20 protein-coding genes and 1 pseudogene are annotated in these 22,681 nt (G+C 70.5%); 6 read left to right on the top strand and 15 right to left on the bottom strand.

Annotation, left to right across the window (positions count from 1 at the left end; all coding sequences use genetic code 11):
* The first annotated feature begins 23 nt into the window (after positions 1-23).
* Together nirB and nirD are read left to right on the top strand one after the other, a co-directional pair.
* Positions 24-2,453 carry a nitrite reductase large subunit NirB gene (gene nirB / locus AC5L3X_RS23445; RefSeq protein ID WP_494859700.1) on the top strand — a complete coding sequence of 810 codons (2,430 nt, stop codon included), beginning with the start codon at positions 24-26 and terminating at the stop codon, positions 2,451-2,453.
* Positions 2,450-2,842 (top strand): nitrite reductase small subunit NirD, encoded by a 393-nt coding sequence (gene nirD, locus AC5L3X_RS23440; protein WP_494859596.1) that lies wholly within the window; start codon positions 2,450-2,452, stop codon positions 2,840-2,842. The genes nirB and nirD overlap by 4 nt, the downstream gene beginning before the upstream one ends.
* Here nirD and AC5L3X_RS23435 read toward each other — a convergent pair.
* The 7 genes from AC5L3X_RS23435 to AC5L3X_RS23405 all read right to left on the bottom strand — a co-directional run bounded on the left by AC5L3X_RS23435 (position 2,768) and on the right by AC5L3X_RS23405 (position 10,263).
* Complete coding sequence (locus AC5L3X_RS23435) at positions 2,768-3,421, bottom strand: hypothetical protein (RefSeq protein ID WP_494859594.1); 654 nt, start codon at positions 3,419-3,421, stop codon at positions 2,768-2,770. The genes nirD and AC5L3X_RS23435 overlap by 75 nt on opposite strands.
* Positions 3,422-3,530: 109 nt before the next feature.
* A complete protein-coding gene (locus tag AC5L3X_RS23430) occupies positions 3,531-3,797 on the bottom strand; it encodes a hypothetical protein (protein WP_494859593.1) in 267 nt (88 codons plus the stop codon).
* Positions 3,798-3,876: 79 nt separating this feature from the next.
* A complete protein-coding gene (locus AC5L3X_RS23425) occupies positions 3,877-6,834 on the bottom strand; it encodes an AfsR/SARP family transcriptional regulator (RefSeq protein ID WP_494859591.1) in 2,958 nt (985 codons plus the stop codon).
* Positions 6,835-6,889: 55 nt separating this feature from the next.
* Entirely contained in the window at positions 6,890-7,285 is a 396-nt protein-coding gene (locus AC5L3X_RS23420) for a DUF6355 family natural product biosynthesis protein (protein ID WP_494859590.1), read from the bottom strand.
* A 274-nt stretch (positions 7,286-7,559) separates the two neighbouring features.
* The gene (locus AC5L3X_RS23415; RefSeq protein WP_494859588.1) at positions 7,560-7,931 is read right to left on the bottom strand and encodes a VOC family protein; all 372 of its coding nucleotides are present in this window, start codon (positions 7,929-7,931) and stop codon (positions 7,560-7,562) included.
* A 24-nt stretch (positions 7,932-7,955) separates the two neighbouring features.
* On the bottom strand, positions 7,956-8,333 hold the full coding sequence (locus AC5L3X_RS23410; protein WP_494859586.1) for a VOC family protein: 378 nt from the start codon (positions 8,331-8,333) through the stop codon (positions 7,956-7,958).
* Positions 8,334-8,574: 241 nt separating this feature from the next.
* A complete protein-coding gene (locus AC5L3X_RS23405; RefSeq protein WP_494859584.1) occupies positions 8,575-10,263 on the bottom strand; it encodes an endo-1,4-beta-xylanase in 1,689 nt (562 codons plus the stop codon).
* A 436-nt stretch (positions 10,264-10,699) separates the two neighbouring features.
* On the opposite strand from AC5L3X_RS23405, the gene AC5L3X_RS23400 reads away from it, so the two are divergent.
* Positions 10,700-11,737: a PP2C family protein-serine/threonine phosphatase gene (locus AC5L3X_RS23400; protein ID WP_494859582.1), complete on the top strand. Its 1,038-nt coding sequence runs from the start codon at positions 10,700-10,702 to the stop codon at positions 11,735-11,737.
* Positions 11,738-11,807: 70 nt separating this feature from the next.
* On the opposite strand, the gene AC5L3X_RS23395 is transcribed toward AC5L3X_RS23400, so the two are convergent.
* Genes AC5L3X_RS23395 through AC5L3X_RS23375 form a run of 5 tightly spaced genes read right to left on the bottom strand, consistent with a single transcriptional unit; the run spans position 11,808 to position 18,109 of the window.
* Positions 11,808-12,410 (bottom strand): isochorismatase family protein, encoded by a 603-nt coding sequence (locus tag AC5L3X_RS23395; RefSeq protein ID WP_189126443.1) that lies wholly within the window; start codon positions 12,408-12,410, stop codon positions 11,808-11,810.
* A complete protein-coding gene (locus AC5L3X_RS23390; RefSeq protein WP_494859581.1) occupies positions 12,407-14,251 on the bottom strand; it encodes a hydantoinase B/oxoprolinase family protein in 1,845 nt (614 codons plus the stop codon). Before AC5L3X_RS23390 ends, AC5L3X_RS23395 begins: the two co-directional genes overlap by 4 nt.
* Entirely contained in the window at positions 14,248-16,266 is a 2,019-nt protein-coding gene (locus tag AC5L3X_RS23385) for a hydantoinase/oxoprolinase family protein (protein ID WP_494859579.1), read from the bottom strand. Before AC5L3X_RS23385 ends, AC5L3X_RS23390 begins: the two co-directional genes overlap by 4 nt.
* A gap of 17 nt (positions 16,267-16,283) precedes the next feature.
* A complete protein-coding gene (locus AC5L3X_RS23380; protein WP_494859577.1) occupies positions 16,284-17,480 on the bottom strand; it encodes a CaiB/BaiF CoA transferase family protein in 1,197 nt (398 codons plus the stop codon).
* Positions 17,477-18,109: a GntR family transcriptional regulator gene (locus tag AC5L3X_RS23375; protein WP_189126446.1), complete on the bottom strand. Its 633-nt coding sequence runs from the start codon at positions 18,107-18,109 to the stop codon at positions 17,477-17,479. Before AC5L3X_RS23375 ends, AC5L3X_RS23380 begins: the two co-directional genes overlap by 4 nt.
* 73 nt (positions 18,110-18,182) lie before the next feature.
* Between AC5L3X_RS23375 and AC5L3X_RS23370 the strand changes: the two genes are divergently transcribed.
* From AC5L3X_RS23370 to AC5L3X_RS23360, 3 genes are all read left to right on the top strand, one after another.
* The gene (locus AC5L3X_RS23370) at positions 18,183-19,085 is read left to right on the top strand and encodes a hydroxymethylglutaryl-CoA lyase (protein ID WP_494859575.1); all 903 of its coding nucleotides are present in this window, start codon (positions 18,183-18,185) and stop codon (positions 19,083-19,085) included.
* Between the two features lie 195 nt (positions 19,086-19,280).
* Entirely contained in the window at positions 19,281-19,649 is a 369-nt protein-coding gene (locus AC5L3X_RS23365) for a hypothetical protein (RefSeq protein WP_494859574.1), read from the top strand.
* Positions 19,650-19,862: 213 nt separating this feature from the next.
* Complete coding sequence (locus tag AC5L3X_RS23360) at positions 19,863-20,831, top strand: AraC-like ligand-binding domain-containing protein (protein ID WP_494859573.1); 969 nt, start codon at positions 19,863-19,865, stop codon at positions 20,829-20,831.
* A 76-nt stretch (positions 20,832-20,907) separates the two neighbouring features.
* Here AC5L3X_RS23360 and AC5L3X_RS23355 read toward each other — a convergent pair.
* The 3 genes and pseudogenes from AC5L3X_RS23355 to AC5L3X_RS23345 form a co-directional block, all read right to left on the bottom strand.
* Positions 20,908-21,483: pseudogene (locus AC5L3X_RS23355) on the bottom strand (DUF4240 domain-containing protein).
* Between the two features lie 23 nt (positions 21,484-21,506).
* Positions 21,507-22,004, bottom strand: a complete 498-nt coding sequence (locus AC5L3X_RS23350) for a hypothetical protein (RefSeq protein ID WP_494859572.1) — start codon at positions 22,002-22,004, stop codon at positions 21,507-21,509.
* Positions 22,005-22,131: 127 nt separating this feature from the next.
* Entirely contained in the window at positions 22,132-22,680 is a 549-nt protein-coding gene (locus AC5L3X_RS23345) for a hypothetical protein (protein WP_494859570.1), read from the bottom strand.
* Position 22,681 lies beyond the last annotated feature (1 nt).

Below are 22,681 nucleotides of genomic sequence, written 5' to 3'. Positions count from 1 at the left end.
AACTCATCGGCGCAGGAGGCCACGTGACCAGGATCGTGGTGGCGGGCTACGGCCCGGCAGCCCACCGGTTCGTCGAGACCCTGCTGGAGCGGGGCTTCGGCGGCCGGATCACGGTGATCGGGGAGGAGCCCCGGCCGGCCTACGACCGCGTCGCGCTGACCTCCTACCTGTCGGGGACCGGCGTCGAGGAGCTCAGCTATCCGGCGCCCGCCGGGGCGGTGACCCGGCTGGGCGTGCGCGTCACCGGGATCGACCGGGCGGGCCGCACGGTCACGCTGGCCGACGGGTCGGCGGAGCCGTACGACGTGCTGGTGCTGGCGACCGGGTCGGCGCCGTTCGTGCCATCGGTGCCGGGGGCCGAGCACGCGTTCGTCTACCGGACGATCGACGACCTCGACGCGATCAGGACGGCGGCCAAGGACGCGACGGAGGGCGTCGTGGTCGGCGGCGGGCTGCTCGGCCTGGAGGCCGCCGACGCGCTGCGCGGGCTGGGTCTGCGCACCCACATCGTCGAGATGGGCCCCTGGCTGATGCCCCGGCAGGTCGACGAGGGCGGCGGGGCGGTGCTGCGGCGGCACATCGAGGCCCTCGGGCTGAGCGTGCACGCGGGCTCGGGCGTCCAGGAGATCGTCACCGGTGAGGCCGGCGGCGTGACCGGGCTGCGCGAACCGGACGGCACGCTGATCGACGCGCAGCTCGTCGTCTTCTCCGCCGGGATCCGGCCGCGTGACGAGCTGGCCCGAGGGTGCGGGCTGGAGGTGGGCGAGCGGGGCGGCGTCGTGGTCGACGCGGGCATGCGCACGTCCGACCCGGCGATCTACGCGATCGGCGAGTGCGCGCTGGCGGGCGGCCTGGTGTACGGCCTGGCCGGGCCGTGCTTCACCATGGCCGAGGTGGCCGCCGACCGCGTGCTGGGCGGGGCCGCCACCTTCGACGGGGCCGACCTGTCGACCAGGCTGAAGCTGCTCGGGGTCGAGGTGGCGCAGTTCGGCGCCATGGAGGGGGCGCTCGACGTCACCTACACCGACCCGGTGGGCGGCGTCTACAAGCGGCTGTTCATCAGCGACGACGCCCGGACGCTGCTCGGCGGCATCTGCGTCGGCGACGCCTCGCCGTACGGCGCGCTGCGCCCGTTCGTCGGCAAGCCGCTGCCCGCGCCGCCGTCGGACCTGCTGTTCAGCGGCGCCGGCGCGGACCTGGAGCTGCCCGGCGACGCGCAGGTGTGCTCGTGCAACAACGTCAGCGCGGGCCGGATCCGCACCGCCATCGCGGACGAGGGCCTCACCGACGTCGCGGGCGTCAAGACGTGCACCCGGGCGGGCAGCGCCTGCGGCAGTTGCGTGCCCATGCTGCGGCGGTTGCTGGAGACGTCGGGCGTCGAGCTGGGCACGGCGCTGTGCGAGCACTTCGCCCACTCCAGGGCGGAGTTGTTCGACATCGTCCGGGTGCGTGGCATCGGCACGTTCTCGGAGCTGATCGCCGCCCACGGGCGGGGCCGGGGCTGCGACGTGTGCAAGCCCGCGGTCGCCTCCATCCTGGCCTCGCTGCACAACGGGCACGTGCTCGACGGGGAACGGGCCGCTCTGCAGGACACCAACGACCACTTCCTGGCCAACATCCAGAAGAACGGCACCTACTCGGTCGTGCCGCGCGTCCCGGGCGGTGAGATCACGCCGGACCGGCTGATCGTGCTCGGTGAGGTGGCCCGCGACTTCGGCCTCTACACCAAGATCACCGGCGGGCAGCGGATCGACCTGCTGGGCGCCCGGGTCGAACAGTTGCCGGAGATCTGGCGACGGCTCGTCGAGGCCGGCTTCGAGTCCGGGCACGCCTACGGCAAGGCGCTGCGCACGGTGAAGTCGTGCGTCGGCTCCACCTGGTGCCGCTACGGCGTGCAGGACTCGGTCGGCCTGGCCATCGCCCTGGAGCTGCGCTACCGCGGCCTGCGGGCGCCGCACAAGCTCAAGTCGGCCGTGTCCGGCTGCGCCCGCGAGTGCGCGGAGGCCCGTTCCAAGGACTTCGGGATCATCGCCACCGAGCAGGGCTGGAACCTGTACGTCGGCGGCAACGGCGGGTTCCGGCCGCGGCACGCCGACCTGTTCGCCGCCGACCTGACCACCGGCGAGCTGGTCACGACCATCGACCGGTTCCTCATGTACTACATCCGCACGGCCGACCGGCTGCAGCGCACCGCCGCCTGGATCGAGTCGATCGAGGGCGGCCTGGAGCACGTCCGCCAGGTGATCGTCCACGACTCGCTGGGCCTGTGCGCCGAGCTGGACGAACGGATGCGGCAACACGTCGCCGGCTACGAGGACGAGTGGCGGGCGACCATCGAGGACCCCGAGAAGCTGAGCCGCTTCGTCAGCTTCGTCAACGCGCCGGGCGTCCCCGACCCGTCGATCGTGTTCGAGCGGGAACGCGACCAGATCAAGCCGGCGGTGGTCCGATGAGTTCCTGGGTTCCGGTGTGCGACTACGGCCTCCTGCTGCCCGAGCGTGGCGTGTGCGCGCTGGTGGACGGCCGGCAGGTGGCCGTGTTCCGCGTCTTCGACGGCTCGGTGCGGGCGATCGGCAACCTGGACCCGTTCAGCGGGGCCCAGGTGCTTTCGCGCGGCATCGTGGGCAGCAGAGAGGACGAGCCGACCGTGGCCTCGCCTCTGCACAAGCAGGTGTTCTCGCTGGTCACCGGTGTCTGCCTGGACCAGCCGGGGGTGGTGGTGCCGACCTACGCGACGCGGGTCAGCGGCGGCCGGGTGGAGGTCGCCTCACGGCCCGGCCCGGCCGACTCCGGCCCCGTCGACTCCGGCCCCGTCGACTCCGGCTTCGTTGACGCAGCGTAGGACGGGAGGCGTGGTCAGCGCCCCGGGGTCCAGCGGCCGCTCGGTGGCGACGTGGAAGGCCGCGACCTCGCCGGGCAGCAGCGTGAGGAGCAGGTCGTCCACGGACGCGGCCGGGTCGAGCCGGTCGGGGAACAGGGCCAGCTCGCGCAGCAGCGTCCGGGCGGTCACCGTGACCCGGTAGCCGCCCTCGACCGGTTCGGCCGCCGCGTCGTAGGCGGCGCGGGGGTAGGCCACGGCGGTGTCCTCGGCGAAGAACGACACGGCGCGCCGGTCTCCGAGCCGGGCGACGAGCGGCTCGCCCTGCCACGGCCGGTCGGCGTCGTTGACCACGGCCACCTCGGCGCCCTGCTCGCCGTCCTGAACGGTGAGCAGCCGGTCGGCGTAGGCGCGGCGCAGCGCGTACCGCAGCGGTTTGCGCCGGCCGTCGCCGTCGACGGCCGACCAGGAGGTGACCGGCCAGCAGTCGTTGAGTTCCCGCCTACGGGGCGCACGCGGCGCGGACGCTCCTGTCGCTGATCGCCGGCGAGCGGGTGGGCGCCGTCGAGGACCGCGCCCCCGCCTCGTCCCCCGTGGCAGCACCGGCCCTCCCCCGCGTGACGCCGGAGGAGGGCCGGTGAGCTGATTCGGCGTGAGGGGCGCGCGCGACCGGAAACGGCCGCCCCCCGCTCACGCCGGGAACGGGCGGTCGCTAGTAGAGCTGCTGGTTGAGGGCGATCTGCCGGAGATCTTCGGGAGTGAGCTTCTCCCACTCCTTGTTGGAGTGGTCCACGAGATCCTGGGTGACGTCCTTCACCACCTTCTCGATCTTGTCGCCGTACTTCGCGGTTATCGCGGCTCCCGCCAGAGCACCGGCGACCGGATGCGGAGTGTGCGCTCCGATCACCGGCGGCGCGACCTTGGCGAGGGTTCCGGCCGTCTCCGCGATCACACCGTACTCGCGCTTCTTCTTGCCCACATCGACCTCACAGGGGGAAGTGAACTCTCTGCGCTCACCATGACACAGGGAGTGGGGGTCGCCAAGCGTGGCGAGAGGGTCACGCACCGGCCGGTCGAGGGGGTTCGTCATCACCCTGCTGCCGCGTGGTCGCGAACGTGAGGATGTCGTCCACCTGGCTTCCTCGTTCGAAGGCGGCCTCGTACGCCTGCTCCCCGAGGACCTCGCGCGTCAGCCGTACGGCCGCGACGTGGGCGTCGTGGAAGGGGCGCAGCCCGATCAGCGCCACCCCGGTGACCTGCCGGAGGGCGTACGCGCTGCCGAGGAGCTCGGCGGCGTGGACGTGCCGGCCGGTGGCGGCGACGGCCCAGGCGAGTGACTCGAGACCCCACACGGGCCCCCAGCGATCGTCGATGTCGTACTGGCGGCGCAGGGCCTCGCGGAACAGGCCGGTGGACCTGTCGGGGTCGCCGTGCCGCAGCTCGGTGAGCCCGTGGGTCCACAGCGCCCACGTGCAGGCCCAGGCTCCCCCGCTCTCCTCGGCCTCGGCGAGATAGGCGGCGCCGGCGTCGAGCGCGGTGGCGCGGTCGCCGAGGAAGGCGCAGGCCATCGCCCACATCATGGTCGCCATGTGGGCGTCGCCCTGCGCTCCGGCGTGACGGAACGCCGTGCGCGCCCGGGCGAGCAGGGCGATGGCGCGGTCGCTGCCGTGCACGAGCAGTGCGTGGGCGCCCTCGATGTAGGCGGCGACCGGTGACAGGTCGCCGCCGGACGGCCGGACGCTCGGGGCTCGGCACCGGGTCAGGAACACCCCGGCCGCCTCCTGGTCACCCTGGCAGAGCGCGATCCACACCAGGAGGGCGGCGGCCGCCTCGCGCCGCGGCTCCGGGGACACGGAAGAGGGCGCGGAAGAGGGCCCGGAAGAGGGCGCCGAAAGGGCCAGAGAAGGGGCTGGAGAAGGGGCCGCGCACATCTGCTCCAGCCAGAGGCGCCCCTCACCGATGGTGCTGCTGAAGAACCAGATCCGGGTCCGGGTCAGGTTGACGGCGATCTCCAGCCCGTGACCCGCCTGGCCCGGCCGGGTGAGGCAGAAGCGCAGGGCGGCCCGCAGGTTGGGCAGCTCGCGCCGCAGTGTCGACAGCCATTCGACCTCGTCGGGACCGCACCAGCCGGTCGCGGCGCGGGCGGCCAGCCGCTGGTAGTGGTCACGGTGGCGGAGCCGTACCGCGTCGTGCAGGCCGAGGTCGGCCAGGCGCCGCCGGCCGTACTGGCGGATCGTCTCCAGCAGCCGGTAGCGCGTCCGGCGGCCACCGGCGCTCACGATCAGGATCGACTTGTGCACCAGACCGGCCAGCAGATCCAGGATGTCGGCCCGGGGCAGGCCGGGTCCGTGGCACACCTCCTCGGCCGCCTCCAGGTCGAACCCGCCGGAGAAGACCGAGAGCCGCGCCCACAGCAGCCGCTCGGGCTCGGTGCACAGGCCGTGGCTCCAGGTGATCACGTCATGGAGGGTCTGATGGTGGCGGGGCGTGACGTGGGGGTTGGTGGTGGCCAGAAGCTGGGGCCGGTGGTCGAGGCGTTCCAGGATCTCCTCGACGGAGAGCGTGCCCAGCCTGACCGCCGCCAGCTCGATCGCCAGCGGGATGCCGTCGAGACGCCTGCACAGCTGGGCGACGGACTCCTCGTTGCCCGGCGTGACGCGGAAGCCCGGGGCCGAGGCCGCCGCGCGGGCGGCCAGCAACGAGACCGCGTCGTAGCCGGTGAGCGGCCGGCAGGCGCCGGTGGCCGTCGCCGGCGGGAGCGCTAGCGGGGGCACCAGCAGGGAGTGCTCGCTCTGCAGCCCGAGCCGGTGCCTGCTGGTGGTCAGCACCCGCAGGCCGGGGCAGGCTCTCAGCAGGACGTCGACCAGCGCCGCGACCGCGCCGGCCACGTGCTCGCAGTTGTCGAGCACCAGCAGCAGCCGCTTGTCGCGCAGGTGCTCGACCAGGATGTCCACGGTGCGGCGCGCCGACTGGTCGCGGATGCCGAAGACCTCCGCCACGATCTGGTCGAGCAGTCGGGGCTCGGCCAGCGAGGTGAGGTCGGACAGCCACACGCCGTCGGGAAACCCGCCGCACAGCTCCGCGCCTGCCCGCAGCGCCAGCCTGGTCTTGCCCACGCCGCCCACACCGGTGAGCGTGACCAGGCGGTTGGCCGCCAGGAGCCGCCCGACCTCGGCGAGCTGCCGTTCGCGGCCGACGAACGTGGTCACCTCCGCCGGCAGGTTGCCCCGGTCGCCGGGCGCTCTCGTACACAGCAGCGCCGGGTCGGCGGTCAGGATCCGCTGGTGCAGCTCGCGGAGCTCCGCGCCGGGATCGACGCCGAGCTCCTCGGCCAGGAGATCCCGGACCGTCCGGTGGCATCGCAGGGCGTCGCCCTGACGGCCGGACCGGTAGAGCGCCACCATCCGCTGCGCCCAGAACCGCTCCCTCAGCGGATGCGCCGTGGTCAGCTCGTGCAGCTCCGCGACCAGGCTCTCGTGCCTGCCCAGAGCCAGATCGGCCTCGACGCGCAGCTCGATCGCGTCCAGCCGGCGCTCGTGGAGCACGGGCGCGACGTCTCGGCGTAGCACCTCCGACGGAACGTCCGAGAGCGCCTCCCCCCGCCACAGCAGCAACGCCTCCTCCAGCAGCGCGGACGCCTGCCCCATCTCGTCGGCGGCGGCGGCCGTCCTCGCCCGCCTCACCAGCGCGTCGAACCGGTGCAGATCGAGCGCGCCTGGTGCCGGCTCGATCAGGTAGCCCTGGGGACGGGTCACCAGGGGGACGTGCTCCGCCGCGCCGCCAAGCAGGCGGCGCAGCCGCAGGACGTAGTTCTGCAAGGTGTTGCGAGCGCCATCGGGCGGGTCGTCTCCCCACAGGTGCTCCGCCAGTGTCTCGACGGTGACGACCCGCCCGGCGTCGAGGAGTAACGAGGCGAGCAGGATCCGCAGCTTGGGCGCCCGGACGGTCAGCCGGGCGCCCTCGCGCAGCACCTCGATCGGCCCCAGAACCTTGAACTCGAAACCCCCACCGCGCACAACTGATTGTAATCAGAAGGCAACGGTGGGTATGGCGCCGGCCAAGGTGCCCGCGCTAGCAGCCGCCTCGGTTGTAGACCCGGAAGACGTTGCTCCAGCGGCCCAGGTGCTTGGTCTCGCCGGCCGGCACGCAGTAGTAGGTGTTGGCGGACCAGATGTAGGTGACGAAGATGTTCTCCCCGCCGCCGGTGCAGTTCTTGTACAACGCGGCGTCCTCATCGCGGTAGAGGCCGCACGCGACGGCGCTCGTGGCCGCCTCCTTCGCCGCGACGGCGCCCGTCGTGGCGGCGGCGGGCGCTCCGCCCAGCGCGACGGCGCCGGCCAGCACGGCCCCGGCCGTCAGAGCCCGCCGGAGCCCGGCCGCCCTGACGGTCGTGGCCGTCAGGGCCCACCGGCGGCCGGTCGCGCGGGTCATGGTCCTGGCGCTCTCGCCCAGTCGAGATCGATTCACTGGTGTCCGCTCCTTCGATACGCACCACGGGATCGCGGTGACCTGGACGCCGGGCGGATCGCCACGCCGTCCGCCGGCGTCCCCGTCGCCGGCGGCGCGGGCGGCGAGCCCGGCCTTTCGAAGGATGCTCAGGACCGCTGACAGGCCGGTCACTTCCCGGTCACGCGGCATGGGCAGGGCAGCGGACACCCATGTGCTCTCCTGGCCCGCCACCCCCGCAGGACCGCGGCCTGCTGCTCCCGCGGGACCGGCCCGCCGCTCCCGCAGGAGCGGCCTACTGCTCCTGCAGGACGGACAGGATGTTGCCCGCCGGATCGGTGAACCAGGCGATGAGCGGACCCCCGCCACGGAAGATGCCCCTGTCATCAGCTTCCATCTGCGGGTAGCGCTCGAACCGGACCCCGCGCCGCACCAGCTCGTCCACGGTCTTCTCGATGTCGTCCACCGGGAAGTTGAGAATCGTGTACGTGGCGGGGGTGTGATCGGGTTTGGGGTAGACCAGGACGTCGCGGGCCCCCGCGATGCGCAGCGTCAGCAGGTCGTGCTCCTCCGTCACGTCGAGTCCGAGCGTCTCCCCGTAGAACGCCCTGGCCGCGTCGAGGTCGTCCACGGCGAACCCGCTGAACGCCTTCGTCGAACCGAACATGATCTTCTCCTTGGTGTTCCGTGGTCACATCGCCGCGCGATGCTCGTCGCTCAGCTGGATGATCTGCACGTAGTTGCCGTCGGGGTCGACGGCCGTGGCGAACTGGCTGCCGTGGCGGTCCTCCAGCTCGGCCAGCCAGGTCACGCCCAGCGTCTCCAGCCGCGCGACCACGGCACGGGCGTCGGCCACGTCGAAGTTGAGGACCATCCGCCCGGGCTCCGGGTTCTTGTCGGAGATGTCGCCGCGGCTGTCGATGAGCAGGTGGAAGCCGCCGAACTTGAGGACGCCGTAGCCGTCGACGTCGGTGTTCTCCTCGGGGTCCAGCGCGGCGGCGTACCACGCGCGCAGCCGCTCGGGGTCGGTGCTCGCGAGCAGGATGCTGTCCAGGCTGGGACGCTTCATGGTTTCCTCCCGGAATCGTGGTGTTGTTACCCGTCCAGACCTGCGAGCGGCCCGAGACTCATCGCCCGAGAGGGAAATTTTCGAAAACCTGCACGAGGCACGGCATCCACCGATGCCGTGCCTCGTCGTCCGTGCGTACGTCCGTGGCGCCATCGGTGGCGCCATCGGTGGCGCCATCGGTGGCGCACGTCGGTGGCGTACGTCGGTGGCGTACGTCAGGGGAGATCGTCAAAGGAGACGTTCAGGGGGAAGCGCAGGTGTAGCCGGACGGCGTCTGGGTGTCGCCGGAGGGACGGGCGGCCTGGAAGCCGAAGCTCGTGCTCGCGGCGGGCGCGAGGGTGCCGTTGTAGCCCATGCTCCGGGCGGTGACCGTCTGCCCGCTGGTGGTCAGGGTGGCGTTCCAGGAGCCGGTCAGGCTGTGGCCGGCGGGCAGGGTGAAGGTGACGGTCCAGCCGGCCAGCGTCGAGGTGCCGGTGTTGGCCACCGTCACCGGCTGCACCACGTAGCCGTTGTTCCACTGGGTCTGCACGGTCGCGGTGGCCGAGCACGGCCCGCCGCCGCCTCCGGTCGTGGTGGTGAAGGTGACCGTGGCGGAGTTGCCGGACAGGTTGCCCGCGCCGTCCCGCGCCCGCACGTACACCTGGTACTGGGTGGCGGCGCTGAGCCCGGTCAGGGTGATCGAGTTGGTGCCGCTCCGCCCGAGCACGGGGTCGGTGGCACCCTGCTCGCGGTAGACGTCGTAGCCGGCCAGGCCACTGCCCCCGGAGTCGGTGGACGCCGTCCACGTCAGCGTGGCCGAGCCGGCGGTGACGCCGCTCGCCGACGGCGCGCCGGGGGTGGTCGGCGGGGTGGTGTCGGGGCTCGCGCCGCCCGCGAGCGCGTCGTGGACCGCCGTGTACGCGGGCTTCCGCTGGTAGCTCTCGTCGTAGAGGAGCGCGGCGCCCTGTCCGGGGAAGGTCTCGGGCACCCACGAGTACTTGTCGGTGAAGCCCCAGACGGTCACCCCGGCGCAGGCGTTGACCGCGAGGCAGGCGTCGACCACGTCGCGGTAGTAGGTGGCCTGCGTGGCGTCCTTGGCGGTGTCTCTCGGCAGGGTCATGCGCACGTCCAGTTCGGTGACCCTGACCTGCACGCCGAGGTCGGCGAAGCGCTGCATGTTCTGCCGCACCTGGGCCGGGAAACCGTACTGGATGGCGAGGTGCCCCTGGAAGCCCACGCAGTCGACCGGCACGCCCTGCTGCCGCAGCGACCGCACCAGGTCGTACATCGCGGTGCTCTTGGCGTTGACGCCCTCGACGTTGTAGTCGTTGATGCACAGCCGGGCGTCGGGGTCGGCGGCGCGGGCGGCCCTGAAGGCGTCGGCGATGTAGCTCTGGCCCAGCGTGTTGTACCAGAACGAGGTGCGCAGGTTACCGTTGTCGTCGAAGACCTCGTTGACCACGTCCCACGAGACCACGGCCGGGTTGTTCGCGTAGCGGCCGACGACCTGGCTGATGTGGTTCTGCATCGCCGAGCGCATGGCGGTGGCGCCGAGGCTCTGCACCCAGCCGGGGGTCTGGCTGTGCCAGACGAGCGTGTGGCCGTGCACCTGCTGGTCGTTCTGGGTGGCGAAGCCGACGACGGCGTCGGCGCCGCCGAAGGTGAACTGGCCCTGGCTGGGCTCGGTGGCGTCCCACTTCATCGCGTTCTCGGCGGTGACCTGGTTGAACTCGGTGGCCGCGATGGTCCGGTACGCGGCCTCGTTCGCGAGTGGGGAGGTGGCGAACGCGGCGCCGATGAACTTGCCCCGGGCGGCGGCGTGCTGGCGCAGCGACGCCGAGGCGTCGGCCGGGGCGCTGGGCAGGAGGAACACGGCGAGCAGCCCGAGCAGGGCGACCGCCGCGAAGGTCCTGATCCGGACCGGCGGGGTGATGAGCGGGGACGGTGACACGGGCCTTCCACCTCCGGGGCAGCGTTTCCGAAAGTTTCTATCCCTCAGGGATCCACCCGGACGCTATTGACCCGCTGGAAGGCCGGTCAATGCCGGCTCACGATCGACCTCGTCTCCGCAGTTGGGGCACTGAAATTATCGGCTGATCCATGAAATTTTCAACGCCCGCCTGCCGCCGTGATCCCAGGCGGTGGCCGCCTCGCGCACTTCCTAGGAGATCTTGTGTTGTGCAGAATAGAGCTCGGGAATCGGACCTCGCCGGGGGTGCGAGGCGGTGCGGAAGCTGAGAGAATGACATCCGCCTGCCCCCCGGCGCCCACGCGAGACCCATATTGACTGTTCGGCCGTCGCCCCCGCGATGGCCTTTGATCGGCGCACGGGGGAGGACAGTGCTGGCGGCACGAGAGACACCGCACGCCGCGTCGGGGAGCGCCGGATGAGGTCGCAGCAGGCCCTGCGCTGGTTGCCGTTCGCCGTCATGCTCGCTGTGGCGCTGACCGACCTGCTCGCCGGGCCGGCCCTGGGCTTCCTGCCGTTGCTCACGCTGGGCCCGACGTTCGCCTCCGTGTCGGGCAGCGTCCGCCGCACCGCGATGGTCGGCGTGGCGGCGCTGGCCATCTGCGTTCCTCTCGCCTACCACTTCGACCTGCTGCTCACCTGGCAGAACAACCTGACGATCGCCACGATCGTCAGCGTGACCGCGGCCAGCATGGTGGCCAGCCATCTGCGGCTCAAGCGCGAGCGCGAGCTGGCCAACGTGCGGCGGGTCGCCGAGGCGGCCCAGCGGGTGCTGCTGCGCCCCGTGCCTCGCCGGGCGGGCGACCTGCGGGTGGCCCTGTCCTACACCTCCGCCGCGGCCGAGGCGCGGATCGGCGGCGACCTGTACGAAGTCGTCACCACTCCGCACGGCGTGCGGCTGCTGGTCGGCGACGTCCAGGGCAAGGGCCTGTCCGCCGTCGAGACCGCGGCCTGGGTGCTGGGGGCCTTCCGCGAGGCCGCGTACGACGAGGCCGACCTCGCCGACGTCGGCGAGCGGCTGGAGGTGAGCCTGACCAGGCACCTGGGCGGCGAGCAGTTCGTCACCGCGATCGTCGCGGAGGTGCACGACGACGAGATCTCCCTGGTCAACTGCGGCCACCCGGCGCCCCTGCTGATCTCCCCCGACGGGCGGGTCAGCCTGGCCGAGCCGCCGGAGGCGGCCCTGCCGCTCGGCCTCGGCTCGCTCAACACCGAGCGGACCAAGCCGCACCGGGTCGCCTTCGGCGAGGGCGACCAGATCCTCTTCTACACCGACGGCGTCATCGAGGCGCGCGACCGCGACGGCACCTTCTACCCGCTGACCGAGCGGGCCCGCGTGCTGCTGAAGGAGGACGACCCCCAGACCGCGCTCGACACGGTGCGGGGCGACCTGGTCGCGCACGTGGGCGGCCCGCTGCTCGACGACGCGGCGATGCTGCTGCTACGCCGCAACTGACGGGCCCAGCCAGGCGATCACCGGCCGTGCCTCCGGCCGGGGGCGCGGGTCGGGGGTCGGGGGCCGGGGGTCAAAGCCTGGCGATCACGTCGGGCTCGTCCCACACCTCCCCGTACTTCGCCTGGATGTCGAAGAGGTTGGCCTGGTGCGGCGCCGGGTCACGGTCCCCGACGGCCTGCCGCACCACGATCGGCGCGAACCCGTGCTGGATGCCGTCCACGGCCGTCGCCCGCACGCACCCGCTGGTGGACACCCCGGCGATGACCAGCGTGTCGACCCGCAGCGCGGTCAGCGTCGAGGCGAGCGAGGTGCCGAAGAACGCGCTGGCGTACTGTTTGACGATCACCAGCTCGCCCGGCTCTGGCGCGACCTCCGGCATCAGCTCGCCGAGCGGCCCGTCGCCGACCAGGTGACGCAACGGCGCCACCTTGCGGAAGAACAGCCCGCCGTCGACGCCGCCCGGCCCGAACGCCACCCGGGTGTGCACGACCGGCACGCCGGCCGCGCGGGCGGCGGACAGCACGCGGGCCGCCGAGTCGAGACAGTCGCGCGAGCCCATGTACAGCTCGGCCCCCGGCTCGAAGTAGGCCCGCATCAGGTCGATGAGGATGAGCGCCGGGCGCTCGCCGAACTCCAGCGAGCGCCCGAACACCTCCTCGTGGGGCCTGGTCACACGCGCGCCGGCGGCGTCGGAGCGGGCAGGCCGGTCTCGTCCTCGCAGCGGGCGAGGAGCTCCTCCAGCGGCGGGCCCATGTCGAACACCGGCAGCTCGCCCCGGTCCGCGCGCAGCCGCTCGCGCAGCTCGGCCGTGGCCTCGGCGTCGAGCGTGCCGTCGGCGGCGCACACCACCCCGAAGCGGCGCGCCCCGTCGGCGGTCACCAGGCCGCGCCTGACCTCCAGGGCGACCAGTTCGGGGTCGCGGGCCAGCGGGTCGCCCCACCCGCCGCCGCCCCAGGTGACGAAGTGCAGCAGATCGCCCGGATGCACCTCGACGTCGTGCACCTTGCTCGGCAGGATCTCGACGCCGCCGTCGGCCCGCTCGATCCACTTGCGGCCGCGCGCTCCGGGCTCGCCGCCGTTGACGCCCCACGGGTAGGTGAGCCAGCGGTCGTCGTGGATGGCGATCGTGCCCGGCTTCAGGAAGCGGTAGGCGACGTCCACGCCGTTGCCGCCCCGGTGCAGGCCGGCGCCTCCGGTGTCGGCGACCGTCTCCCACCGCTCGATCCGCAGCGGATAGTACGACTCCAGGAACTCGCACGGGATGTTGGTGAACGACGGCCACAGCGAGTGCCCGTCGGGGCCGTCGCCGATCGGCCTGCCGGGGATGCCGCCGAAGCCGATGGAGTAGAGCTGGAACCCCTCCCCCGCGTACATGAAGTGGGGTGAGGAGGAGAAGCCGGCGGCGTTGAGCAGGTCGGGCGTCTTCTGCCCGAGCAGCCCGCCGAACAGGTCGAACAGCCGGCCGATGCCGTGGTTGCGGCCGTTGAGCGCGGCCGGGAAGCGCGGCTTCCAGAAGCTGCCCTCGGGGATGTGCACGTCCACCAGCGGGTAGAAGCCGTCGTTCCACAGGATCTGCGGGTCGGCCACGGTGATCAGGTAGATGCCGAAGAACATCCTGGCGAGGTTCTCGTTCAGGAAGTAACTGATCGGCCCCTCGGCCTGCGGGTCGCTGCCGGAGAAGTCGAGCAGCACCTTCTCGCCGGTGCGGGTCAGCGACAGCGTCAGCTTGTACGGCCCGTTGCCCCGGCCGTCGTCGCAGATGTAGTCGGAGAAGGTGAGCGTCTCGCCGTCCTCGAAGAGGGTGGCGAGCAGCACCTTCATCGCGTCGTAGTTGCGCTGCAGCAGCGCGTCGAGGGCGGAGGTGTAGGTGTCGGCGCCGAAACGGGCGCACAGCTCCTGGATCCGCCGGGACGCGGTGCGGCAGGCGGCCACGATGCCGTTGAGGTCGGCCCGGTTCCAGTCGGGCTGGCGCACCTGGTTGAGGATGATGCCCAGCGCGGCCTCGTTGAGCACGCCCTTGGAGTAGAGCTTGAAGGGCGGGATGACCACGCCCTCCTCGTAGATGGTGCGCGCGTCGGTCGGCATCGAGCAGGCGGTCTTGCCGCCGACGTCGGACATGTGGCCGAACATCGACGACCAGCCGACGACCCGGCCGTCGACGTAGATGGGCATGACGACCAGCCAGTCGTTGGCGTGGCTGATGGCGCCGTCGCAGGAGTAGGGGTCGGAGGTGAGCAGCACGTCGCCCTCCTCGATGGTCCCGTCGAACCGGTCGAGCAGCGCGGGGATGGACAGCCCGAACTGGCCCACGACCATGCGCCCGGTCGGGTCGCCGATCAACGGGAACTCGTCGTGCTGCTCGCGGATGCCGGGCGACAGCGCGGTGCGGAACAGCACCTCGTCCATCTCGTAGCGGGCGTTGCGCAGGGCGTTCTCGACGATGTCGAGCGTGATGGGATCGACGGCGACGCGGGCGAGCGGCTCCGTCGCGGTCTCGATGATCTGGGCCATCATGCCTCCAGGGGGCGGATCAGCAGGCAGCCGCTCTCGTGCACGCGGGCGGCGTGCCCGGGCAGGATCAGCGTGGTGGAGTCCATCTCGGCGACGATCGCGGGGCCGGTGATCACCGCTCCCGCGCGCAGCGCCGTCCGGTCGTACTCGGCGGCGGTGGTCCAGCCTCCGTCGATCCAGACGTCGTGACTGCCGACCGGCTCGGGGTCGGTGTCCGCCTGCTCCAGCCGGACCGGCTGGACGTTCGGGCGCGGGCCGCTGACCATCGCCCTGGCGCTGACGAGCTCGTGCTCGTTGCTCAGCAGGAAGGAGAAGAGCCGCTCGTGCTCGGCGTCGAACCGCTTGCCGAGCGCCTCCAGGCCGGTGTCGAGGTCGAGGGTGATCGGGATCTCGAAGCCCTGGCCGTGGTAGCGGACGTCAACCTGGTAGACGACCTCGTCCACGTCGGAGCCGAGGTCGCGGGTGGCGGTCTCGGCCAGCTCGGTCAGGAGCTGCCTCAGCTCGGCGTCGGTGAGCTGGGAGAAGCGGCGGATGTAGGTGCGGGCCGCCTCGTCGCGCAGGCTGGTGGTGGCGTCGCCGTACGCGCAGAGCACCCCGGGTGAGGGCGGGATGATGACCGGCCACGAGCCGGTCAGCCTGCCGAGGGCGTTGGCGTGCAGCGGGCCCGCCCCGCCGAAGGCGACGAGCGCGAAGTCGCGCGGGTCGTAGCCCTGCTGGATGGAGACGAGGCGCAGCGCGCCGAACATGTTCTCGTTGACGATGTCCACGATGCCCTGCGCGGCGGCCTCCACCGACGGCAGGCCCATGGCCTCGGCCAGCTTGCCCACCGCCTCCCTGGACCGTTCCCGGTCGAGCTCGATCTCGCCGCCGGCCAGGCGGGAGGGCAGGTAGCCGAGCACCACGTTGGCGTCGGTCACCGTGGGCTCCTCGCCGCCCCGGCCGTAGGCGGCGGGGCCGGGCACGGCGCCCGCCGACTGCGGTCCGACGCGCAGCGCGCGGGTCAGCTCGGGAACGTGCGCGATGGAGCCGCCGCCCGCGCCGACCGTCCGCACGTCCACCGAGGCGGAGCGGACGATCAGGTCGCCGATCCGGGTCTCGCGGCCGATCCGCGGTCGCAGGCCCTCCACGAGCGCCACGTCGGTGGACGTGCCGCCCATGTCGAAGGTCAGGAAGTCGTCGAACCCGGCCTGCTCGGCGAACCAGGTCGCGCCCGCCACGCCGCCGGCCGGGCCGGACAGCAGCAGGTTGACCGGGCTCTCCGCGGCGCTCGCGGCCGAGGACAGGCCGCCGTCGCTGCGCAGGATGTAGAGCTGGCCGTCCACGCCGCCGTCGGCGGTCTTGGCCGCCAGGTTGTCGACGTAGCGGGCGACCTGCGGCTGGACGTAGGCGTTGGCCACGGTCGTGATGGCGCGCTCGTACTCGCGCAGCTCGGGCAGCACCGCCGAGGAGAGCGAGATCGGGACGCCGGGCAGTTCCTCGGCCGCGAGCTTCGCCACCGCCCGCTCGTGGGTGTCGTCGGCGTAGGAGTGGATCAGGCAGACCGCGAGCGCCTCGACGCCGCGCAGCCGGCGCAGTTTGACGCGCAGGTCGTCCTCGTCGAGCGGGGTGACGATCGAGCCGTCGGCGGCGACCCGCTCGACCGCCTCGACGGTGTCCTCCAGGGCGGCGAGCGGTTCGGGTTTGGGCCAGATGATCCAGCCGGCCAGGCCGCCCGGCACGTAGGACCGGGCGATCTGGAGCACCTGCCGGAATCCGGCGGTGGTGACCAGGCCGACCCTGGCGCCCTTGCCCTCCAGGATGGCGTTGGTGGCGACCGTGGTGCCGTGCAGGATCTCGCCGATCTCGGAGGGGGTCACGCCCGCCTGGGCGCAGGCCTTCTCGAGACCGGCGAGTACGCCGACGGACTGGTCGTGGGGGGTTGATGCGGTCTTGGCGCGATAGCTGCGCCCGGAGTGCTCGTCGATGAGCAGGATGTCGGTGAAGGTGCCTCCGACATCCACGCCGAGGCGGTAACGCATGGCGACGCTCCTTGTTGCTAGATGATTCCGCCGGCCGACAGCCGGTCAATCTCCTCGGGGGTGAGGCCGAGTAGTCCGTGGTAGATCTCCTGGTTGTGCTCGCCCAGCGCCGGGCCGGCCGTCCGGACCGCGCCGGGGGTGGCCGACAGCTTCGGCGCGACGTTCTGCATGGCCAGCTCGCCGAAGTCGGGATGCTGGACCTTGACGATGGCCTCGCGGGCGGCGAAGTGCGGGTCGGCGAACATGTCCGGGGCGCGGTAGATCCGCCCGGCCGGCACGCCACTCTCGTGCAGCAGGTCGAGCAGTTGCTGGGCGGGCAGCTCCGCCGTCCACCTGCCGATCAGGTCGTCGAGCTCGCCCATGTTGGCGCCGCGGGCGCCGTGGGTGGCGTAGCGCTCGTCGCCGGCCAGCTCCGGCCGGCCCATGGCGGCGGCCAGGCGGGCGAACACGCTGTCCTGGTTGGCGGCGATGAGGATGCTGTCGCCGTCCTTGGTGGGGTAGACGTTGCTGGGCGCCACGTTCGGCAGCACCGGGCCGGTGCGTTCGCGCTGGTAGCCGGCCTGCTGCCACTCGGGCAGCAGCGACTCCATCATGGCCAGCACGGCCTCGTAGATCGCCGAGTCGACGACCTGGCCCTGGCCGCTGTTCTCGCGTTCGTGCAGCGCGACCAGGGTGCCGACGCAGGCGTAGGTGGCGGCCAGCGAGTCGCCCAGGGAGATCCCGGCGCGCGACGGCGGCTGGCCGGGGTCGCCGGTCACGTAGCGGATGCCGCCCATCGCCTCGCCGATCGAGCCGTAGCCGGCGCGCGGCGCGTACGGGCCGGTCTGGCCGAAGCCGGTCACCCGGGTGATCACCAGCCTGGGGTTCAGCTCGTGCAGCCGCTCGGGCGACATGCCCCAGCGCTCCAAGGTGCCGGGCCGGAAGTTCTCCAGCAGCACGTCGGCCTGCTCGACCAGGCGCCGCACCAGGTCCTGGCCCTCGGTGGTGCGCAGGTCGCAGGTGACCGACTTCTTGTTGCGGCCCACGACCGGCCACCAGAGGGACTTGCCGTGGGGCTTCTCCCTGCCCCACTGGCGCATGGGATCACCCTTGCCGGGGTCCTCCACCTTGATCACCTCGGCGCCGAAGTCGCCGAGGAGCTGGCCGCAGAAGGGTCCCGCGAGCAACTGCCCCAGTTCGACCACTCGAATGTCGCCGAGCGGGAGTCCTCTCATGTGGTTCTCTCCTGATATCGGGGGCCCAGCAACGACGCTCGGGCCGAGAACAGGTGGGCCCTCATGACCGCCTCGGCCCATTCGGGGTCGCCGGCGCGCACGGCGGCGGCGATCTCCAGATGGTGGTTGACGCTGCGCCGCATCGCGTCCTCGTCGAACGAGCCGTACGTGCGCAGCAGAACGGAAGAGTGGATCAGCGAGCTGATCGACTGGCCCAGCAGGGGGCTGCCGCCGAGCCGGACCAGGCTCTGGTGGAACTCGGAGTTGAGCCGGTAGACGGCGTCGAGCTCGCCCCGCTCGGCGTGGTCGCGCAGGTCGACGGCCACCTCGTGCAGGCGGGCGACGTCGTCCGGGCTCGCGGTGAGGGCGGCCTGGCGCGCGGCCAGCCCCTCGACGCGCGCCCGGAGCTCGAAGATCGTCTCCAGGTCCCGGCCGGGGTAGGCCACCACCCGGGCGCCCTTGTTGGCGACGAGCTCGACGAGCCCCTCGGCCTCCAGCCGGCGCAGCGCCTCGCGCACCGGAGTGCGGCTGACGCCCAGCACCTCGGCCAGCTCGACCTCGCCCAGCCGGTCACCCGGGGCGTACTGTCCCGCCAGGATGAGGCTTCTGAGCTCGTCGACAGCCGACATGTATACAACTCCTCGGTTGGGATGCGAGTATCTTGGCGTAATCGCACCATTTGGACAAGGGGTTGCATACAACATGGAGCTGGAAATCATCGAGGTCGGCCCCCGCGACGGTCTCCAGAACGAGCCCGAGCAGGTGCCCACCGACGCCAAGGTCGCCTATTTGGAGGCTCTCGTCGGCGCGGGCGTGCGCCGCATCGAGGCGGTCAGCTTCGTCCATCCCGGCCGGGTCCCGCAGATGGCCGACGCCGAGCAGGTCATGGCCCGCGCCCCGCGCGTGCCGGGCCTGCGCTACGCCGGCCTCGTGCTGAACGAACGCGGCCTCGACCGCGCCCTGGAGACCGGTGTCGACGAGGTCAACGTCGTGGTCGTGGCGACGGAGACGTTCTCCCGGCGCAACCAGGGCATGTCGGTGGACCAGGCCGTCGACGGCTTCGGCGCGATCGCCGAGCGGGCCCGCGCCGCCGGGCTGGGCGTGACGCTGACCGTGGGGGCGTCGTTCGGCTGCCCGTTCGAGGGCGAGGTGGACCCCGGCCACGTGGCCGAGCTGGTGGCGCGCTGCACCGGCGCGCAGGAGGTCGCGCTGGCCGACACCATCGGCGTGGGCACCCCGGCCGACGTGCGCCGCCTGGTCACCGCCGTCCGCGAGGTCACCGACGCGCCGCTGCGCTTCCACTTCCACAACACCCGCAGCACCGGCTACGCCAACGCCGTGGCCGCTCTGGAGGCCGGCGCCGCCGCCCTGGACTCCAGCGCCGGCGGCATCGGCGGCTGCCCCTTCGCGCCCGAGGCCACCGGCAACATCGCCACCGAGGACCTCGTCTACCTGCTGGACCGGATGGGCGTCGGCACCGGCATCACGCTGCCCGCCGTGGCCGAGGCGGGCCTGGGCATCGGGCGGCACCTGGGCAAGCCGGTGCCCGCCCAGCTCGGCCGCGTCGCCGCCTGGCCGCCGCCGCAGGCGTCCGGCACCGGCTGAGCGACCCTGCGACGGCGCCCCGGAGCCAGGAGGAGTGGGCCGACCGACGCCGGCCTTCCGTCAGGGCGAGGACGGTGGGCGGCGCCGGTGGGTCGTACGTTCATTGCGCATCATTGTTCGCTCTGCGCCAACGACATCTCCTGTCCCCTCCGGACATTCTAACGATGATCTGTCCGATCATCGTTAAGGAGCAGGATGATTCGTAGCCCGCACCGGGCCCGCGCGGCTTTCGCGGTCGCCGTGGCCGCTGCCTCGCTGGCCCTGATGAGCACTCCCGCCCAGGCCGCGGGAGCGGCCAGCCGCCTGACGCTCTTCTCCGACACCCAGTACTCCTCGCCCACCACCAACATCCAATACGACACCTGCGACGACTTCATCGGGGTGGTCCAAGGACGGTACGTCGGGTCGTACATCAACCACCCGCCCGCCAACTGCGAAGTGGTGCTGCACACGTCCAACGGTGACTACGAGCTGTGCGTCGGCCAAAGGGTCACACCGCAGAACTACCGTCAGGCCGTTCTCTACACCATCCGTTCGGGCTCCAGCAATCCCTGCTGGATCTGATGCGGCCGCCCGCTGATCGACCTTCGTAACAGCTGATCGACCGGTTGTCCGGGGCAGGACGGGAGCCCGCCCTCGGAACCCGCGCAAAAGGTCCCGCGTCGCGGGACCTTTTGTGCTTTCTGCCGCGAACCTATCCGCGCGCCGGAAACTCCAACCGAATGTGCGGCGGACAGGTGGAAAGCGCCGCAGAACGTGACGGTCGGAGGGGCAGCCGTGAACGTGGTCCTACGTACGCATGATCTCCCTGTCGGCGAGCGGTTCGCCTTCTGGCGCGAGGTGAGCGGGCGGCTGGTGGCCCCGATGGACCTCCGCAGACGGGAGACGGGCGACTTCCGGGCCACCGCGCGGCTGATCGACCTGGGCACGGTGCTGGTGTCGCGGACGACCTGCCCGGCCTACGAGGCGGTGCGCACTCCGCGGTTGATCCGGCAGTCCGACCTGGAGTCGTACCAGCTCGCACTGAACCTGCGCGGCAGATCCAGCGTGTCGCAGGGACGGCAGGACGCCTGCCTCGGTCGCATGGACATGATGCTCTTTGACACCTCACGCCCGTTCCATGGCCAGGTGGTCCCTGAGGGGACGTTCGCCGAGGGAGTGCTGATGGCGTTCCCCAGAGCGCTGCTGCCCGTGCCCGAATGCCAGGTCGGACGGCTGATCGCGACCCCCCTGCCGGGCGACGAGGGGATCGGCGCGCTCCTCGCCGGCTTCCTGACGAACCTGACCCGTCGCCCGGACGAGTACGGCGCCGCCGACACCGCGCGCCTGTCCACGGTGCTGCTCGACCTCATCGCCGCGATGCTGCACCAGCGTCTCGACACCTCACCCCCGCCGGGCGTCGGCCGGCACGCCCTGCTCGTACGGATCCACGAGCACATCGACCGGCACCTGGGCGACCCCGCCCTGTCGCCGGCCACGATCGCCGACGCCTTCCACATCTCCACCCGCTACCTGCACAAGCTCTTCCAGTCGCAGGAGCTGACGGTCGCCGGCTGGATCCGCCGGCGGCGGCTCCACGGAGCCCGCCGGGACCTGGCCGACCCGTCGCTGAACGACCTGCCGATCCACGCCATCGCCGCCCGCTGGGGCTTCCCCAACCCGGCGCAGTTCAGCCGCGCCTTCCGCGCCGCCCACGACCGCTCCCCCGCGACCTACCGCCGGCAGGCGGAGCAGTGGCAGAAGTAGTCGCTCCAGCACCGCCATCGGGCAGCAGGCTCCCACTCTCCCAGCCAAGAACGCCGTCTGCCTTGGCCCAAGAAACCTATCGCACCTCCTCTGAGAACAACCGGATAAGCAGCGGAAAGCGGCGCCTCAGCTCGCTTTCGTCACTAAGGTCCCTTCGCCTCCCTAAAGGAATCTCATCAGGCCTGACCTCAATCTCCTCCGGGAATGATATTTGAGCGACACGCTCCGGAGGGAATTTCTCCAAAATATGATCAAAGGCTTGTTCAGCAACATACATAAGCCCTTCCATTTGCGGGAAGTCACTATCCGCCCTAAACCCAACTCGCTTTCGGGAATAATTGATTATCTTTTGATGACCGACCAGCACATCTGGGTTCTTCACAGTATCCAGAAATACCTTATTTCCTTGTGCGATCAGCTAAAGCCGGAAGTAGCAGAAATCATCTTGGGAACACGAGCCCCTGTGTATGACACGGGCCGCCTCCCATAGATCCCAAGTCAAGGCGATCTGTGCAGCCTGGAGCATACAACGATGAAACTCTACAATCCTTGGAATGGGCAGCCGAGTAAGTTCAGATACAAGAACCTGAGCCATGGTCTCGTCTGCACTTTGAGCCCGAACCATCTCGATGGTAGCCCAAAACTTATCCATCCGCTCTTGCGACATAAGCCCACCTAATCACAGACACCTCTACGGACATCACCGAGAATCTCTTCCCACGACCTATCCGTTGGAACGGAACCAGCACGCTCTTCGCCATTCAAAGGACCCGGAACACGCTTCGTAAGATAACGCTCGGCCGCCAGCGCCTCCTCTTTTGTGTCAAAGTTTTTTATAATCTGCATACGCTTGCCATCCTCAATGCACTCTTTCGCCGAATATCTTGAATAATTAGGATTATTGTTCGTATGAATACCCCATTTTAGTATTCTATATTCACGCGTATCCCAGAGAGCATATAATACCGTCTGCCCCCTATCGGGACGAGGACTGTCGACAAAGTCCCAAGGGCTTGGCTTCCTATCGTTGTGAACGAGGAGCGCTTGGTCCCCCGCGAGCACATGGTAGGTGTGGATGTCGTCGACGGTGAGGTTGTGGACGCGTCGGGTGGTGGTCCACTTCTTGATCGCGGTGACCTGAACGTACGTGCTGGCCGAGGTGCCCAGCCACATGCCTGACTAGAGTTCGTCGGCGTTCACCCACTCGCGCAGGGGCGGGATCCAGAAAGGGTGCTCGCCGATGGCGGTAAGCACCTCGGTGACATAACCGGCGGGGCCACGACACAAAGGAACTTAGGTCTTACCCTTCGCCAAGCTCTCGCTCGCGAGCTAGCTCTATTGCAACCTCCAACTGATCACGGGCTGACTGGAGCCGTGAACCGGCCGACCGCGAAACTTCATGTTCGAGTATTGCGATCGCCTGTTTACTGTATTCACCCAGATCGCCTAGGAGAAACGCTGCGTAAGTGAATCCTTCATCCGAAAGATCTCTGACCGCTCTACCGATGATCGGAAGCGCTTCCAGGAGGCGCCCTCGGCAATAGTCCTCAATCTCAACAGGGTGACCATCTACCATGAGCTGTCCACTGCAGCCGAAACCTCGGGCTATTTCATGGAGCATCAACCAGGCATGCTCGGGAATACATCCCTCCGACCGCAACTCATCAAGAATCGTATCGGTAACTGCAGCTGCCGAAGTATAGAGATCTCCTTGATTTATCACCTTCCCTTCCAAGGCGCGGAACGCAACTGCTCGCTGTTCACTTGTGCCCCGCAGAAGTTTCTGCAGGATTGGAGGGATGCCCAATGCGTTACCACTCAATGTTTCTAGCTCTCGCCAGTCCCACATG

Source organism: Nonomuraea sp. CX421 (assembly GCF_059358955.1).
Note: the sequence above shows the minus strand (reverse complement) of the source record. Positions and strands in the feature narration are given on the sequence as shown.

What these genes read in the sequence shown, in the direction of transcription:
- AC5L3X_RS23375 (WP_189126446.1), bottom strand. Translation starts at nt 18,109, where the DNA reads ATGTCGGCTGTCGACGAGCTCAGAAGCCTCATCCTGGCGGGACAGTAC.
- AC5L3X_RS23390 (WP_494859581.1), bottom strand. Translation starts at nt 14,251, where the DNA reads ATGATGGCCCAGATCATCGAGACCGCGACGGAGCCGCTCGCCCGCGTC.
- AC5L3X_RS23415 (WP_494859588.1), bottom strand. Translation starts at nt 7,931, where the DNA reads ATGTTCGGTTCGACGAAGGCGTTCAGCGGGTTCGCCGTGGACGACCTC.
- nirD (WP_494859596.1), top strand. Translation starts at nt 2,450, where the DNA reads ATGAGTTCCTGGGTTCCGGTGTGCGACTACGGCCTCCTGCTGCCCGAG.
- AC5L3X_RS23370 (WP_494859575.1), top strand. Translation starts at nt 18,183, where the DNA reads ATGGAGCTGGAAATCATCGAGGTCGGCCCCCGCGACGGTCTCCAGAAC.
- AC5L3X_RS23400 (WP_494859582.1), top strand. Translation starts at nt 10,700, where the DNA reads ATGAGGTCGCAGCAGGCCCTGCGCTGGTTGCCGTTCGCCGTCATGCTC.
- AC5L3X_RS23410 (WP_494859586.1), bottom strand. Translation starts at nt 8,333, where the DNA reads ATGAAGCGTCCCAGCCTGGACAGCATCCTGCTCGCGAGCACCGACCCC.
- AC5L3X_RS23345 (WP_494859570.1), bottom strand. Translation starts at nt 22,680, where the DNA reads ATGTGGGACTGGCGAGAGCTAGAAACATTGAGTGGTAACGCATTGGGC.
- AC5L3X_RS23385 (WP_494859579.1), bottom strand. Translation starts at nt 16,266, where the DNA reads ATGCGTTACCGCCTCGGCGTGGATGTCGGAGGCACCTTCACCGACATC.
- AC5L3X_RS23365 (WP_494859574.1), top strand. Translation starts at nt 19,281, where the DNA reads ATGATTCGTAGCCCGCACCGGGCCCGCGCGGCTTTCGCGGTCGCCGTG.
- AC5L3X_RS23350 (WP_494859572.1), bottom strand. Translation starts at nt 22,004, where the DNA reads ATGTGGCTGGGCACCTCGGCCAGCACGTACGTTCAGGTCACCGCGATC.
- AC5L3X_RS23380 (WP_494859577.1), bottom strand. Translation starts at nt 17,480, where the DNA reads ATGAGAGGACTCCCGCTCGGCGACATTCGAGTGGTCGAACTGGGGCAG.